This window comes from Planktothrix agardhii (assembly GCF_904830935.1).
Classification (GTDB): domain Bacteria; phylum Cyanobacteriota; class Cyanobacteriia; order Cyanobacteriales; family Microcoleaceae; genus Planktothrix; species Planktothrix agardhii.
On record NZ_LR882952.1, the window covers coordinates 978,928 to 994,319 of the forward strand.

The 15,392-nt window shown below is 39.7% G+C and carries 13 protein-coding genes and 1 pseudogene; 7 read left to right on the forward strand and 7 right to left on the reverse strand.

What is annotated here, in order from left to right:
• Positions 1-34 precede the first annotated feature (34 nt).
• Positions 35-1,168 carry a histidine kinase gene (locus tag NMG88_RS04560; protein WP_254035805.1) on the reverse strand — a complete coding sequence of 378 codons (1,134 nt, stop codon included), beginning with the start codon at positions 1,166-1,168 and terminating at the stop codon, positions 35-37.
• A 246-nt stretch (positions 1,169-1,414) separates the two neighbouring features.
• Between NMG88_RS04560 and NMG88_RS04565 the strand changes: the two genes are divergently transcribed.
• The gene (locus NMG88_RS04565; RefSeq protein ID WP_254033453.1) at positions 1,415-3,094 is read left to right on the forward strand and encodes a DUF2079 domain-containing protein; all 1,680 of its coding nucleotides are present in this window, start codon (positions 1,415-1,417) and stop codon (positions 3,092-3,094) included.
• Between the two features lie 57 nt (positions 3,095-3,151).
• Here NMG88_RS04565 and NMG88_RS04570 read toward each other — a convergent pair whose 3' ends face one another.
• The 3 genes from NMG88_RS04570 to bchD all read right to left on the reverse strand — a co-directional run bounded on the left by NMG88_RS04570 (position 3,152) and on the right by bchD (position 7,150).
• The gene (locus NMG88_RS04570) at positions 3,152-3,835 is read right to left on the reverse strand and encodes a DUF4276 family protein (RefSeq protein ID WP_254035146.1); all 684 of its coding nucleotides are present in this window, start codon (positions 3,833-3,835) and stop codon (positions 3,152-3,154) included.
• Complete coding sequence (locus tag NMG88_RS04575; RefSeq protein ID WP_227350153.1) at positions 3,835-4,947, reverse strand: AAA family ATPase; 1,113 nt, start codon at positions 4,945-4,947, stop codon at positions 3,835-3,837. Before NMG88_RS04575 ends, NMG88_RS04570 begins: the two co-directional genes overlap by 1 nt.
• Positions 4,948-5,176: 229 nt before the next feature.
• The gene (gene bchD, locus NMG88_RS04580) at positions 5,177-7,150 is read right to left on the reverse strand and encodes a magnesium chelatase ATPase subunit D (RefSeq protein ID WP_042152210.1); all 1,974 of its coding nucleotides are present in this window, start codon (positions 7,148-7,150) and stop codon (positions 5,177-5,179) included.
• A 76-nt stretch (positions 7,151-7,226) separates the two neighbouring features.
• Between bchD and NMG88_RS04585 the strand changes: the two genes are divergently transcribed.
• Positions 7,227-7,775 carry a pentapeptide repeat-containing protein gene (locus tag NMG88_RS04585; protein ID WP_081846325.1) on the forward strand — a complete coding sequence of 183 codons (549 nt, stop codon included), beginning with the start codon at positions 7,227-7,229 and terminating at the stop codon, positions 7,773-7,775.
• On the opposite strand, the gene NMG88_RS04590 is transcribed toward NMG88_RS04585, so the two are convergent.
• Positions 7,776-7,994: a hypothetical protein gene (locus NMG88_RS04590; protein WP_026786557.1), complete on the reverse strand. Its 219-nt coding sequence runs from the start codon at positions 7,992-7,994 to the stop codon at positions 7,776-7,778. It abuts the gene before it with no gap.
• A 164-nt stretch (positions 7,995-8,158) separates the two neighbouring features.
• Here NMG88_RS04590 and NMG88_RS04595 point away from each other — a divergent pair.
• A pseudogene (locus NMG88_RS04595) lies at positions 8,159-8,671 on the forward strand (DinB family protein).
• Positions 8,672-8,715: 44 nt separating this feature from the next.
• On the opposite strand, the gene NMG88_RS04600 reads toward NMG88_RS04595, so the two are convergent.
• Complete coding sequence (locus NMG88_RS04600; RefSeq protein WP_235751080.1) at positions 8,716-9,336, reverse strand: PD-(D/E)XK nuclease family protein; 621 nt, start codon at positions 9,334-9,336, stop codon at positions 8,716-8,718.
• A 196-nt stretch (positions 9,337-9,532) separates the two neighbouring features.
• Between NMG88_RS04600 and NMG88_RS04605 the strand changes: the two genes are divergently transcribed.
• From NMG88_RS04605 to NMG88_RS04620, 4 genes are all read left to right on the forward strand, one after another.
• Positions 9,533-10,366: a DUF4384 domain-containing protein gene (locus NMG88_RS04605; RefSeq protein WP_235751081.1), complete on the forward strand. Its 834-nt coding sequence runs from the start codon at positions 9,533-9,535 to the stop codon at positions 10,364-10,366.
• Positions 10,367-10,422: 56 nt separating this feature from the next.
• Positions 10,423-10,629: a DUF433 domain-containing protein gene (locus NMG88_RS04610; protein ID WP_254035147.1), complete on the forward strand. Its 207-nt coding sequence runs from the start codon at positions 10,423-10,425 to the stop codon at positions 10,627-10,629.
• A gap of 37 nt (positions 10,630-10,666) precedes the next feature.
• Positions 10,667-13,615, forward strand: coding sequence for a CHAT domain-containing protein (locus tag NMG88_RS04615; RefSeq protein ID WP_254035148.1), 2,949 nt, complete (start codon positions 10,667-10,669; stop codon positions 13,613-13,615).
• A 120-nt stretch (positions 13,616-13,735) separates the two neighbouring features.
• Positions 13,736-14,092 (forward strand): SRPBCC family protein, encoded by a 357-nt coding sequence (locus NMG88_RS04620; RefSeq protein ID WP_227381892.1) that lies wholly within the window; start codon positions 13,736-13,738, stop codon positions 14,090-14,092.
• Between the two features lie 29 nt (positions 14,093-14,121).
• On the opposite strand, the gene NMG88_RS04625 is transcribed toward NMG88_RS04620, so the two are convergent.
• Complete coding sequence (locus NMG88_RS04625) at positions 14,122-15,360, reverse strand: type IV pilus twitching motility protein PilT (protein ID WP_042152221.1); 1,239 nt, start codon at positions 15,358-15,360, stop codon at positions 14,122-14,124.
• Positions 15,361-15,392 lie beyond the last annotated feature (32 nt).

The following is a 15,392-nucleotide window of genomic DNA, read 5'->3' on the forward strand; positions in this document are numbered from 1 at the left end:
ATGAAAAAATAGAGCAATACCGCTTTGGAGATATCTAATTATAAACCGGTAAGGTAAAGTGAAAACAACTGCCTCGGGTTGAACTAGAATCGACCCAGATATTTCCGTAGTGGGCGACAATAATTTTTTTACACAACGATAAACCAATACCATAACCGTCTTGACCTTGATCCCGGGCGAGGCGAAAACCTTCTTGAAAAATGCGATCGCGGTTTTCTTGGGGAATTCCTGGCCCACTATCGGCAATACTCACCTGTACCTTTTGACTGGTGCGGTGTAACACACTTACTTCTAGGGTTCCACCTCGGGGAGTATATTTAATTGCATTATCTAATAAATTAACAATCACTTGCCTAATCCGTTCTGGATCGGCATAAACCCAAGGGGTATCATGGGGAATATCTGTTTTCAGATTCAACGATTTAGACTGAAATTGTGAGTCTAACTGCGCTAAAATTTGATGTAGAAATACCGTTAATTCTAACTGATTTGGTTGAATTTGTAAACGAATATTAGGACAATTTGATGTTTCTAAAACATCCGTAATCATCCGATCAATAATATGAATTTGAGCGCGAGCTTGTTGAATCAAACGCACTTTCAAATCGGGAGTAATTTGATCTGAAGATAACGTTTCCATGGCTAGGGAAGTCGCTGTTAAAGGACTCCGCAAATCATGGGCTAAAATTTCTATAATTCGATCTTTAAACTGTAATTGTTGTTGTAAAAGTTCCTTTTCTTGTTGGAGGTTAAATATCTGATCACTGAGTTGAATTAATTCAGCAACATGGGCCACCGAATTAGCTGCATGAGTAGCGGGGGCACCTGAATTTTGTTCATTTAACTCCAATAACTCCGTCGTTTGTTTCCAACGGAGCCACCAGTGTTCCAGTTGAGCCACTAAATCACTTCCTGCGAGAACCTGTCGAGGTTCGGGGTGGATTTTGATTAGGGTGGGTGTAGCCATCAGCTTAAAATGTTCAGCCAAATAGGGCTGTTCACCGACATCAATAATCTGAAGTTCAAATTCATTCTGAGTCTTTAACTCCTCTAGGAAATCACGAATTCGCCGAATTCGATCTTGGGAGCTAGGACGCTGATCAACAAATAAAAGAAGTTGTAAGGGGACTTCTGGGGACAAGGACTGTTTTTCTGGAAAAGCCTGCATTTCATGGGTTTTGAGCAGGTGCGGTAAACTATTTTCACTGTCTCTGAACGAAGAAGGATAGTACATGGGCAACTGCATTTATTTATAGTTTAATTTAACATCTTCTTTAGATTTGATTTTTTTGAATCAGGGAAACTGGAAAGCCGAGAGAGAATGGTAGACTATTGCGTGATTGTGATTTGGCCTCCCTCACCTGTGTTGAGTGTATGGGGTGATAGCTGTTGAAAAAATTTAGGTAGATCCCAAATGTTCCTAAGCGGGCAAAACTGGCAGAAAAATTCGTCATTCAGATGGGTCGTAGGAGTTGCGATCGCATTTTTGATCATTTGTTTAAGCCTAACTCTACACCGTTACTTTAGTTTTTATGCCTCCTATGACCAGGGCATTTTTAATCAAGTGTTTTGGAATGGCGCACACGGGCGGTTATTTCAAAGTTCTCTGTCTTCCGCCCTATCCACCAACGTTGTCCATCAGGGGGAGTTTCCCAGCGTTAGTTACCATCGTTTAGGACAGCATTTTACCCCAGCTTTATTACTTTGGTTACCTCTTTATGCCCTGTTTCCTTCCCCCGTTACCCTCTCGGTGTTACAGGTAACATTAATTACCATCGCGGGACTGGTGCTTTATCTCCTAGCTCGTCAGCATTTGGAACCCCCCTTAGCTGCTTTAATTAGTGTCAGCTTTTATGCGGCTAATGCAGTGATTGGCCCCACCTTAAGCAATTTCCATGATATCTGTCAAATTCCTTTATTTATGTTCACTGCGCTACTAGCGATGGAAAAACGCTGGTGGTGGCTATTTTGGATCTGTGCGGTTTTAATTTTAATGGTGCGGGAGGATTCGGGGATTATTTTATTTGGGGTTGGGGTTTACCTAATTTTGAGTAAACGTCATCCAATTCAAGGTGTGATGGTTTGTATGCTTAGTTTTGGTTATATTTTAGCCCTAACTAATTTGATTATGCCCTTATTTTCGGCTGATATTTCCGAACGGTTTATGATGGAAAGGTTTGGTCAATATGCCGATGGAGATAAAGCATCAACCTTAGAAATTCTTTGGGGAATTATTAGTAATCCCGGCAGATTAATTATGGAAATTGTTACTCCTTTTGGGGGAACATTAAAATATTTATTGGGTCAATGGTTGCCCTTGGCTTTTATTCCGGCGATCGCTCCAGCGTCTTGGATGATAGCGGGTTTTCCTTTATTAAAACTATTTATGGCAAAGGGAGAATCGGTTTTATCAATTACGATTCGTTATGCCTTAACGGTGGTTCCAGGGTTGTTTTATGGCACAATTTTATGGTGGTCAAATCGTCAAAAACAGTTACAAGAACAGTCTGAACTTCAATTCAATGCCCAAGGAGAAGAAATTTCGCAAGTAAAGGTTTTACCCTCGGTAAAATTCCGTCGATTTTGGTTATTTTGTATTGGGTTATCATTATTCTTTAGTTTCACATCCAATCCCCATCGTAGCCTTTATTTTATTATTCCTGATTCGGTTGATCCTTGGGTTTATATTCCCGTCACCACTCAATGGTCGCACGTTGCTCAATTTAGACCATTAATAGATGCCATTCCTGACGATGCCAGTGTTGCCACAACAACCTATATTGTGCCACATTTATCCAGTCGCCGAGAAATATTAAGGTTTCCATTATATCAGTTAAGAAATGATGCGGGAGAGGTAATTTCTGTTGACTATATTCTAGCGGATTTATGGCAATTAAAAAAATATGGTATTGCATTTTCAGGCGATCGCGATGCCTTAAAAGAAATCACTCAACGGATTGAACAATTAACCTCTAATAAAGAATACGGGATTATTGATTTTAGAGATGGAGTCATATTAATGAAAAAAGGTGTTCCCTCCGAACCCAAAGCTATTAAAAACTACACCTTATTTATCAGTCATCAGTTAGATTGATATACAGAGAACTTTACGACTTCTATTTTCTAGCAATAACAGTGTTTAAACTCAATGTTATTCGGGTTGAGATAAATTTTCTAATCGTTCTATCCACTGATTAAAATGAGGACATTTTTGCCTAATATTTTCCAAGCCAATTTTTTGAGCCATTAAAGGCGCAACAGACACTTTTGCGCCTTCATAACTAGGAATAGCTTGAATAATTCGTTTAGAAGGAGCCGTTTGTTCTCCATCATTAATGAGTTCTGGGGATTCAAAAGATTGACAGAGGGAAACTAATTTTTTAACTTCTGATTGATAGTTTGGAAATCGTTCCTCAAGTTTAATGGGTTCAGATAAAATCAGAGCTTCAAATTCATGTAATTGAATATAAGGAATAAACCGACTATCATTGATATCTTGAAATAAAGCATTTTCTAATTGTTCAACTCTTTCGTAAGGATCAGATATTTTCTGTGCTTCCTCAAACCCAGGAAAATCATTAGGTAAAGCATATAAATCACACATTGTTGTAAATCTAGCTTCAGGATGTTTATCCTGTCTTAACCAGAGAATAATATCTTTTTTTATTTTTTGATAACTGGGTAAACCGCCTCGAAAAAGTTCGGTTCGTGTTCGTTTAGTTGTAATACAATGGACATCAGTGCTAATATTAGAATAGCCTAAATGCTCTGTTAAAATTGTATTGACAAATTTCTCTTCTGTTGGGCCTTCAGCAATAATATGTAAGCGGATCATCACTTTGGTCTTCCTCCCAAAACATTTTTATTCCAAAGTTCCGATAAAGAATATTCTTCTAACCAATCTTCTAAAGGTTCAGGATCGAGACGATTGAACTCAGAAGCACGTTGTTTACGGTCAACAACAATAATATCTTCCGGTGCAAAACAATCAATTAAAAAAGTTGATTGAGTCGCTAAAATAACTTGAACTTCGTGGGAAATACTCTGAATTAATCCCGCAATAATATTAATTGCATAGGGATGTAAACCTAATTCGGGTTCATCTAAGATTAAAACATCTGGTAAATCAGATATTGGTTGTAACAGTAGGGTAACTAATGCCATTGTTCTTAATGTTCCATCGGAAATTTGATGAGAACTAAAAATAATATCCGTATTTTTTTCTGTCCATTGTAAGATAACTTTATCAACAACGGGCTCCAAAACAAAATCATCAAAAAATGGAGTAATTTGAGTTAAGGTATCGACAATAATTCGATAATGTTTGGGTTCTGTTTCCTTTAATCTCAACAAAACCGAGGCTAAATTGGCTCCATCTTCCCGCAGATAACGATTATCTTCAATACCCCACCTTTGCCGAATTCGAGCCGTGTCAGAGGTATTATGAAATTGATAAACTTTACAATTTTGGAGTAAAGGAACTAAGATTCTAGCTGTTGAATTTCCTTGATTAATTCCTTGATTAAAAAGATCAATAATCTTGGCTTCTTTATGACCAGAATCCAAAGAAATCCAATCAGCTACTGAACGAAAACGAGAACTAGAAAATCTGTACTTTTCCTCGCCAAAAATCAATGTATCTGATGCTGCATGAAACAATCTGAAATAGTAATCATTTTGACCTGAATCTGTTTTAAAATTAAGTTCTGCTTCCAGTTGAGGTGTGATTGCAACCCCATCAAACAGTAAGGAATTAGCCCCCCCAGATTGAGCGATAAAAAATTGCAATTTTCCTTGAGATTGTATCATCCACGACAGTAACTTAAAAAATGAAATCAAGTTAGATTTTCCAGCACCATTAGCCCCAATCAAAATATTAATTTTATTGAGTTCTAATTCTAAGGATTGAATTGATTTGTAACCTTTAATTTTGATTTTTTTTAGCATAATCAAGATAATTTGATTTTAGATACTAATAAAATTTATCCTTGTTTAAATCATTGATTTTGGCTTGTTAATTGACTAGATTCTAATAATATCACATCCTAACAGATTGAGCAATGATTTCACCAATCAGGTGTGCCAGTTCAGCTATTGAGGCTCTGCCACTAATATTAATAGAAACAGAGCCTCAAACAAACATTCCCCGCGAGACACGGGGAACGAGTTAATACTATTAAGAACCGATCGCCTCTCTTAAAGCATTTTGAGTCATCGCGGCGATCGCTTGATCCGTTGCTTTTGGTAAATGATAATATTTCCCTCCGGCTGTTTTTGCTAACTCCTTAGCAAACCCCGTAGAAATAAATTTACTCTCAGTATCAATCACTAACAATTGCATTTTTAAACCGCGAATTTTTGCAGCAATTTCTAATATTTCTTTCTTAATATCCGGTTTCTCTCCTTCAATTTGGGGCTCTCCCAAAGACCGAGATAAAGAAATATTTCCCCGTCCGTCGGTAATAGCCACAATCACCACTTGACCAATATCCCCCGACTGTTTAGCATTTACCCCGACTCTCACCGCCTGGGTTAACCCATGTGCCAAGGGCGACCCACCCCCACAGGGTAAGCGTTCTAGGCGTTTTCTAGCCGCCGCAATCGAACGGGTGGGCGGTAACAACACCTCCGCCTGTTCCCCTCGGAAGGGAATCAAGGACACCTGATCCCGACTTTGGTAGGCTTCCGTTAATAGTTGTAACACCGCTCCTTTTGCCGACTGCATCCGGTTCAGGGCCATTGAACCAGAAGCATCCACTACAAATACTACTAACGCCCCAGACTTGCGGGCCAACCGTTTGGCGCGAATATCCCCTTGTTCGACAATCACTTTCCGCCCCGGTTCCCGTAGACGTCGGGCCTGTTGATAGGGTGCCGCCGCCCGTAACGTCGCATCAACGGCAATTCTTTGGACTTTCCCTTTGGGTAAAACGGGCTTAATGTAGCGCCCCCTGTCATCGGAAAAAATCACGCTGCGGCTGCCAGATTTACCTTGACGGTTCGCCATTTGGGTAAAATACAAGACGCTATCATCGAGAATCACCCCTTCGGGATCAAAAATAAATTCTTCGGGGATAGTGGCTTCTTCTTCTTCTGGCTGGTCTTCTTCTTCCTCGTCCTCGTCTTCTTCCTGCTCCTGGTCTTCAGGGGACTGATCTTGAGGGGGTGGGGGTGGAGGTGGTTGCTGTTGCTGTTCTTCAGGAGGTGGCACAATTTTGGCCCTGGGAACAATCACTAATTCTACCGCCCGACGTAAATCATCGGCGTTGACGGTGGTACGTCCTTCCAGGGCGGCGGAGGCTTTAGCCACTCGCACGGCAAATAATTCCGCCCGATGACCCATGACACCGCCCCGCAGCGCTTCTTGAACTAAATATAAGATTTGTTCCGGGGTAATAATCACATCTTTTAACCATTCCCGGGCTAAAATAATCTGGGTTTTTAGATCATCTAATTCTTGGTTATATTGAGTTAAGAAATCCTGGGGTGATTTCGCATAATCCATCACTTGATCTACTGCTTGCACCCGTTGATCTAAACTGAGAACCCCATCGGCGGATAGGGCGATCGCAATTCTATCTAATAAATGATCTCGTAATGACCCTTCTTCGGGGTTAAAGGTAGCGATAAATAAAGGTTTACAGGGATGTTCAAAACTAATGCCTTCCCGTTCAATTAAATTCCGGCCTTCGGTTAGAACTGTTAATAATAAATTAGAAATATTATCATCTAACAAATTAATTTCATCCACATATAAAACCCCTCGGTTCGCTGTAGCTAAAAGTCCGGGTTGAAATACGGTTTGACCCTGTTTAACGGACTGCTCTAAATCCACCGAACCCACTAATCGATCTTCGGTGATCCCTAACGGAATTTGGACAAAGGCTGTGGGGACAATTTCCGTAGGTTGGGTCTGATCAAAGGGCTCGGCGTTAGCAATTGATCCTTTAACAATTTCTATTGGGGGCAATAAAGCGTGTAATGCCCGCGCCATAACGGATTTAGCCGTTCCCCGTCTTCCGGCAATCACAACACCACCCAAACCAGGGTCAACCGCCGCAAGCAAGAGGGCCAGCTTAATGGCACCTTGTCCAATCACTGCGGTTAAGGGAAAGGAGGTAATCACAGGGGCGCTAACGGGCGCAGACATAGCTTTAGAAATGACAGAACAATATCTTATAATAGCAAATAATGGTACTTTTGTTAATTGGTTTTCCTAAAAAGTTATGAAAATTCCGAATTTTAGATTATTTAAACATCTGCAAAACTCTCCTAACTCTACTGTTTTGAATTCCCGATGGTTAATTCTGGTTATTGTGGGTTTAATGGGTTTGGGAGTGAGTATTCCAGTTTTAGCAGAACGAAAAAGTGATGTCGAAAGATTAATTAGTACCAATCAATGTCAACAATGTGATTTAAGTCAGGCTAATTTAGCAGATGCAAAGTTAGAAGGGGCGGATTTATTAGGAGCAAATTTGCAAAAAGCTAACCTGAGAGGAGCTAATTTAAAAGGGGCGGATTTAAGTTCAGCTAATTTAATCGAAGCAGATTTATCGGGGGCAGATTTACGCGATACAAAGCTCCATAGTACCACGTTAAGAAAAGCGAATTTAAAGGATGCTGACCTGTCTTGGTCTGATCTTTATCAAGCGTTTTTAGAAGATGCTCAATTTAATAATGCTAATTTATTAAATGCTAACCTGAATAATGCTAAATTACAAGGAACTAATTTCTGTGGGGCAATTATGCCCGATGGACAAAAAGGAAAATGTTAATTATCGTAAATTAGAGAATTCATCCACAATTTTAATTTTTCCGCGAGAGACTCCTCTGAGTAATCGATCTACACAGCGTCTTTCTTCTTCTGAGAGAGATTCATCTAAAATCGCTGCCATCAGTCCATAACGATCCGCAAGGGTTAAATGACCTGTGGCGTTCACTTGAGCGAATAAATCACCCAGGGCAGATTGTAAAAGCTGAACTTTAGGAACCATAATTATTCAATCTGAACCCGATAGTTTAATCTTTACAGATTTTTTACAAAACCGAAGTGATTTTACAGAATCTTTACTTGTGATTTTATGGTAAAATAAATGTGATTTTGATCACCGTTACACAAAATATTTTTACTCGGTTTAACTTTAAAACCCTTAATTCTATGACTCATCCTCTAATTGCTCATTTTCAACTTTTAGCTCGTTATAATGCGTTAGCAAATCAACGGATATATTCAGCTTGTGCAGAATTGACCGATGCAGAACGTAAACAAATTAGACCTGCTTTTTTTAAGAGTATTCATAACACATTAAATCATATTATGGTCGGCGATCGCTTATGGATGAATCGGTTTTCATGTGATCAAATGACCTCGACAGGTTTGGATACAATTCTCTATGAAGATTTTGATCAATTATGGCAAAATCGTCAAATTGAAGATACTAAAATTGAAGATTTTTTTCAACATTTAGATGAAATTAAATTCGATTAAACTATTCGTTATCGTAATAGTGCTGAAAATATTCATGACGATCCAATTGATATATTAATTATGCACTTTTTTAACCATCAAACCCATCATCGCGGACAAATTCACGATATGTTAACTCAAACCATTGTTAAACCTCCCAGTTTAGATATGCACCGCATTCTTAGACCGAATCCTATTGCGTAGGATGGGTGTTTTTCATCCTACACGGTAATTTTAACTTATAATGATTATGCAATTTCACTGGAATAATAAGCAGGACAGTGAGAATGAGGAATTGGACAATAACGACATTCCCATTTATTCGGTGTTGCTTGAGGTAATGTTGAATTACATAGCGTTGCAATCACATTTCGTAACTTTTGTTGAAATTCTGCGTTAACTTCTTCTGGATAAATATCAACAATTCCATCCTGATAAATAATTCGTCCATGCGGAATTTTACCTTGATAGAGAGCTTTAGTTTCGGGTGCAAAGGGAAGGAGAAACATATAGAGTAATACTTGCATCTTGTGAGAATGTTTGCGTCTGCCTGATTTACAATCTTCTACAATCAATTGATTGCCTTTCATGGGTCGAAGATCCGGTCTACCTCCGACACAAATCGGAAAGTATTTTCCATGATATTTGAATGAATTTTCCTCCTCAACATACACTTTATAACCTTCTGCTTGTAATTGTCTTGCTCTTTCGATAACCATTTGATCATGTTCTGAGGAATCATAGTTACTCGGTTTTTTCTCAACTTGATACTGAGTCATTAACGCTTGTGCATAATGGCACTGTTTGTCATCTGTTAGCATTTCAGCTAAACGAGTGACCCAGCTATAATACTTAAATCTTGGTTGCATTGCCTTAGCCTCTATTGATTGATTACCTCTTTAAATTAATCTTTAAATCTGAGTTTGTAAATCGCAAAAAATAGAAGAATATAGAGCTTGATAGAACTGAGTAGAATCAAGTAGAACCGAGTAGAAACCCTCTAGGCAAACCAGAAAATTGCTTATATACTGATGATAGTGATTAAATCAATAAGGCAAATTTAATATGATTTCTAAGGAATATAACGATAACGAGGATATGTTTCTCAATGCGATCGCTGATCAATGGGGTTTCAAGGATAGATGTAAATTAGTATTCGTTGAACGGTTTCGCAGCAGCAATGATGATTTAACACATGATGCTCTAGCTGATGTTTTAGAAGACAATTTAAAAAACACTAAATCTAATCTTGAAAATTATCAACAAGTTTTAAAAGACTATCTCACCAAAAATATCTTCACGAAGATGACAGAACAAGGCTGTGATTTTAAGAGTAGAGATAAATCTCTAAGTGCTAAATCTTGGTTACGAGGGACAGTTTATCTACAATGGTTGAAACAAAAACTTTGGGATGAACTGAAAACACAAACAACCGCTAAGAATAGAATGGGGCCAGTTTTACCAAGTTTATCAAGCTTGAAACCACGACCTAAAAGTTATCTTGATACTGTACCGCTTCATAGTGATTTTCTTTTCAAAATTAATCTTGATCAACCTGGACACTTAATTTTATTAGAACGAGAACCCTCTGGCGGAATGTACTGTTGGTGTCCATCAGAATATGCTCCTCAGTCGTATTTGGATAAAGGAGAGATAACATTACCTCAATCCTCTGCACCTAACCCTGCTTTTGCTCCAGTTGAAGAAGGAAAAGAACAATTATTAGCAGTGGTTACTCCTGAGCAGCCGTCCTTAAATTGGTTGGCAAAAAGTCAACAGGAAGCGTTAGAACTGGATCATCAACATCTCTATGAATTGTTAACCTATGTAGAGGAACGTTCAGAATCCCAGGTGTTTTATACAGAATATCAAGTCGTTGATGTTCTAAAGACTGTTTGATCTTCCTCCATCCCCTTTAAAAGCGGTACAATAATAACGATTAACAGGAAATAACAATGAAACCGTTAACAAGAATTACGATTAATCCTGAAGTCATGGGCGGAAAACCTTGTATTCGAGGTTTACGAGTAACCGTTGGAACCATTGTCGGGTTGATGGCTTCAGGACGCACACCAGAAGATATTTTGAAAGCTTATCCTTATTTAGAATTAGCAGATTTTGATGCAGCTTTTGCTTATTCTATTTCTAATTTAGACCATTAATCGCCTTTGCTAACGTTTAATAATATTTAGGTGCAAGATGAAACATAATAGAGAAGAATTATTAACACAACTCAACGCACAAGTTGTTAAACTTTATCAACAGGGCCAGTTTAACCAAGCGGTCATTATTGCAGAACAAATCTTAGAATTAGCACCATCTGTCTATCAAGGGGATCACCCGAATATTGCCACAAGCCTGAATAATTTAGCAGCCCTCTACAAGTCCCAAGGCAAGCTAAGTCAAGCTGAACCTTTATACAAGCAAGCTATAGCCATGAGGCAACGACTGTTAGAAGGCGACCATCCTGACGTTGCACAAAGCCTGAATAATTTAGCAGCACTCTACTATTCCCAAGGCAAGCTGAATCAAGCCGAACCTTTATCCCAGCAAGCCTTAGCCATGACACAACGACTGTTTAAAGGCGATCACCCTGACATTGCACAAAGCCTGAATAATTTAGCATTGTTCTACCATTCCCAAGGCAAGCTAAGTCAAGCCGAACCTTTATACCAGCAAGCCTTAGGCATGACACAACGACTGTTTGAAGGCGACCACCCTGACGTTGCATCCAGCCTAAGTAATTTAGCAGCACTCTACAACTATCAAGGCAAGCTGAGTGAAGCCGAACCCTTATGCCAGCAAGCGTTAGCTATGAAGCAACGACTGTTTCCTGGCGATCACCCTGATGTCGCACAGAGCCTGAATAATTTAGCATATCTCTACAAGATTCAAGGCAAGCTAAGTGAAGCCGAACCCTTATACCAGCAAGCTTTAGGTATGAGGCAACGACTGTTTAAAGGCGACCACCCTGACGTTGCACAAAGCCTGAATAATTTAGCAGCCCTCTACAAGTCCCAAGGCAAGCTAAGTCAAGCTGAACCTTTATACCAGCAAGCCTTAGCTATGTGGCAACGACTGTTTAAAGGCGACCACCCTGACGTTGCATCCAGCCTGAATAATTTAGCAATCTTATTGATTAACAGCGATCGCCTAACAGAAGCTTTAGAATTAATGCAGCAAGCGATCACAATGGATGATCGCCTTTTGCGTGCCAGTTTTGCTTATAGTTCAGAACGAGATCGCCTTACCTATATCGACAATATTAGAAAGAATTTTGATGCGTTCCTTTCTTTAATTTCAACTTATTTTTCCGACTCTCCCGAAGCCGAAAAAATCGCTTTAAATGTTGTTCTTCAACGTAAATGTATCACCGCCACTGCCTTAGCTGCGTTTAATTTTGCCATTTATAGTGAACGGTATTCCCACCTGCAACCGGAATTTCAACGGTTACGATCCTTGCGAGAACAGTTAACCCATCTGATGTTTGATCCGCCTTTCATCCAACCCCAAGAACCCCAAGAACAGTATCGTCTCCGCCGCCGTGAACATCAACAATTAGTTGCAGAATTACAACAGGAATGTGAACAAATCGAAAAACAACTCGCTTCCCAAGTGCCAGAAATTCAACTCCAAGACCAAGAAACCGATAGACGGGCGGTGGCGTTAGCATTACCCGAAGGTTCTGCATTAGTGGAATTTGTGCGGTTTGATGTCTATGATTTTAAAGCAGATCAATGGCAACCTGCTCAATATTTGGCGTTTGTTTTACCCTCCCAACAACCCGATGCGGTGCAGATGATTTTATTAGGAGATGCAGAACCCATTGAACGGTTAATTAAGGTATTTCGAGAAACGATATCTGAACTGAGATTCAAAGATTTAGGACTACGCCCAAAAGCAAAACCTCCTCAACAGAAATCTTATCAAGAAGCGGGAATAAAATTACGAGAGGCGATTTATAATCCTATTTTAGAACAGGTGAATTTAGCCGAATATTCCCATTTAATTATTGCCCCAGATTATGAATTATGTATCGTTCCCTTTGGAATTTTACCAGAGGAGGGGCGGCTATTAATTGATCATTATCAAATTAGTTATTTGAGCACGGGGCGAGATATTCTCCGGGGAACTATTGAAACAGAACGCCCTGCATCTCCTCCTTTTATTATGGCTGATCCTGACTTTAACTTATCCCGTAGTGAGGGCTTCAGCCCTCAGAAAAGCCCTCAGAAAAGCCCTGAAGGGCTTACTACGAATGGGGATGAAAGCCCTGAAGGGCTTACTACGAATGATGTGATTAAACGTTTGGGTGGGGAATATTTTGATCCGCTTCCAGAAACCGGAATATTAGCGGAAACTATAGCGGAAAAATTAGGCGTTAAACCCTATTTGCAACAACAAGCTTTAGAACCTTTGTTCGGTCGGGTGAATTGTCCTAATATTTTGTTAATTGCTACTCACGGTTATTTTAACTCTATCGACAGTTCCGAAACTAAAAATTCCTCCATTCCCCCTTTATTAAGTGGAGTTAGGGGGGATCAAATTCAGGGTTTAAGGAATAGCGATCGCTTTTCTACTCCTACTATTGATAACTCCCTCATGCGTTCCGGGTTAGCCTTAGCAGGGGCAAATACTTGGAAATTAGGAGGCAATTTACCCCCCGAAGCAGGAAAGGGATTTTTATTCGCCCAAGATGTCGCCGTATTAGATTTATGGGCAAATGAATTAACAATATTAATTGCTTGTGAAAGTGGTTTAGGAGATGTTAAAATTGGAGAAGGAGTATTAGGATTACGTCGAGCATTTGCCGTCTCCGGTTGCAAAACATTAGTCATGAGTTTATGGTCTGTTCCCACCAAAGCCAGTATTTTATTAATGAATCAATTCTTAGATTTATTAAAATCCGGTTATGGTCGGTATGATGCTTTAATTAGGGCTCAAGAGTATATTCGTTCTGTTAAAATTGAAGAATTACAACAGTTTCCCCTCGGTGAAGAAATCCTAGCAGAATTAGTTGAACACCGATCATTAATGTTAGATGATATTAAAAATTCTCCTAATTTTCAACCCTTAGCTCATCCCTATTTTTGGGCGGCTTGGGTTTGTCAAGGAAACACAACTCCATTCCCTCCAGGGATATTATAGCCGAATATAAATTCTATTTTAAAGACCATGGTTTTATTGATGTTTTTTCTGTTATAACAAACATAACCTGTGGAAACGTAAAATTTTGCGTCTGTCCTCAATAACCGAGTTTAAATCCTAATGGCTTTTAATTTTACTCCACAAAAACCTAATCCAGTTTTGACAACATTTGTTTCTGTCTTGGGTGTAGGTATAACCTTGCTCAATAACCCTCTAGCAATTGGTGAAATGGTCAATCCTACCTTAATAGCTAGTGGGGCAACGGTAACGGGGAAAGATGTTCAATATTGGGACTTAAAGGCATTACAAGGAACTTGGAAAATTCAACCGATTTCGGCTCAACAAGTTTTAATTGAGCATCAAGTTAAGGTTGACCCGGGTTCCACTCCGAGTCTATCTTTATTTTATAGTATCTATGAAAATAGCTTAAAACAAACCCTAGAAGCAATTAAAAAAGAAACTGAACATCGAAATTAGTGAAAATTTGACACTCAGATTTGAGGATTCTAACTAAAGGGGGATTTACCTGCTTTGAACTGGCGGGTGATACCCCCAGCGTCGATCCCAGCAATACGGAAGCGACGGTCTAAGTCCGTGGCGTCGGGAGAGGTTTTTTCGGCTTCTTCCATGGTGACTCGGGCGGCAATTACCTGTTCAAATAGGGCTTGGTTAATCAGTTGCATTCCTTCATAGGTATCGGATTCCATTAACTGTAGGGCGCTTTCCTCATCGCCTTTGAGCAGATAATCTCGCATGGCTGGGGTATTAACTAAAACATCGTGAACCGCCGTCCGTTTATTATCCACGGTGGGAACTAATAATTGAGCAATCACCGCCACTAAGGAATCACAAATCTGAATCCGTACCGCCGGCTGTTCGTCTACATTAAACAGGTTTAACAGACGATTAACCGCATTTAAAGCGTTGCGGGTATGGAGAGTTCCTAAAACTAAGTGACCCGTTTGAGAGGCTTGTAAAGCGGTATTAACAGTGGTGCGATCGCGCATTTCCCCAATTAAAATCACATCGGGATCTTCCCTCAAAACCGCCCGTAATGCGTTATTAAATTCTAAGGTATGTAACCCAACTTCCCGTTGACTAATCAAACACATTTTTGAGGGATGAACAAATTCAATCGGGTCTTCAATGGTGACAATATGTTTTTTAGCCGTTTCATTCAAGTGACGAATCATCGCCGCTAGGGTCGAAGATTTCCCCGAACCCGTTGGCCCTGTAATTAAGATTAAACCCTGGGGAGAAGCAATAATATTTTTCAGAACTTGAGGTAATCCTAATTCATCAATAGAGGGAATTTGCAGATGAATTAAACGTAAAACCATCGCGCCTCCGGTCAGGGAATCAAAACAATTCACCCGACAGCGCACCAACCCCGGATAAAATACGGCTGTGTCTAGTTCCTTTGTGTCCGCAAACTGTTGGCGTTGATGGGGAGTCAGAACCTCATCCAAATAATGTTCAAATAGTTCAGGAGTGACTTTAGCTTGATCCTTGGCTCTGGTCATTTGACCCTGAATCCTAAATCGAGGGGTATGTCCGACCCGAATATGAATATCTGAGGCTTTTTTGCTATAAGCATCTTTAACCATCATTTTGATCGAAGATGCTGGATTGATAGCCACGGATGAAGGCTCCAATGCACTAGGAAGTGGAGGCATTTTGGGGGCGGGCTTGGGGGAAGCGGAATGGGTCATGGTTATTTGGCTGACTTCAACACAGTTTGGCATTAATTAAATTATAAAGAATATATATCTCCCCT

Coding starts and splice junctions, on each gene's coding strand:
- NMG88_RS04560 (WP_254035805.1), bottom strand. CDS start 1,168: ATGCAGGCTTTTCCAGAAAAACAGTCCTTGTCCCCAGAAGTCCCCTTA.
- NMG88_RS04565 (WP_254033453.1), top strand. CDS start 1,415: ATGTTCCTAAGCGGGCAAAACTGGCAGAAAAATTCGTCATTCAGATGG.
- NMG88_RS04570 (WP_254035146.1), bottom strand. CDS start 3,835: ATGATCCGCTTACATATTATTGCTGAAGGCCCAACAGAAGAGAAATTT.
- NMG88_RS04575 (WP_227350153.1), bottom strand. CDS start 4,947: ATGCTAAAAAAAATCAAAATTAAAGGTTACAAATCAATTCAATCCTTA.
- bchD (WP_042152210.1), bottom strand. CDS start 7,150: ATGTCTGCGCCCGTTAGCGCCCCTGTGATTACCTCCTTTCCCTTAACC.
- NMG88_RS04585 (WP_081846325.1), top strand. CDS start 7,227: ATGAAAATTCCGAATTTTAGATTATTTAAACATCTGCAAAACTCTCCT.
- NMG88_RS04590 (WP_026786557.1), bottom strand. CDS start 7,994: ATGGTTCCTAAAGTTCAGCTTTTACAATCTGCCCTGGGTGATTTATTC.
- NMG88_RS04600 (WP_235751080.1), bottom strand. CDS start 9,336: ATGCAACCAAGATTTAAGTATTATAGCTGGGTCACTCGTTTAGCTGAA.
- NMG88_RS04605 (WP_235751081.1), top strand. CDS start 9,533: ATGATTTCTAAGGAATATAACGATAACGAGGATATGTTTCTCAATGCG.
- NMG88_RS04610 (WP_254035147.1), top strand. CDS start 10,423: ATGAAACCGTTAACAAGAATTACGATTAATCCTGAAGTCATGGGCGGA.
- NMG88_RS04615 (WP_254035148.1), top strand. CDS start 10,667: ATGAAACATAATAGAGAAGAATTATTAACACAACTCAACGCACAAGTT.
- NMG88_RS04620 (WP_227381892.1), top strand. CDS start 13,736: ATGGCTTTTAATTTTACTCCACAAAAACCTAATCCAGTTTTGACAACA.
- NMG88_RS04625 (WP_042152221.1), bottom strand. CDS start 15,360: ATGCCAAACTGTGTTGAAGTCAGCCAAATAACCATGACCCATTCCGCT.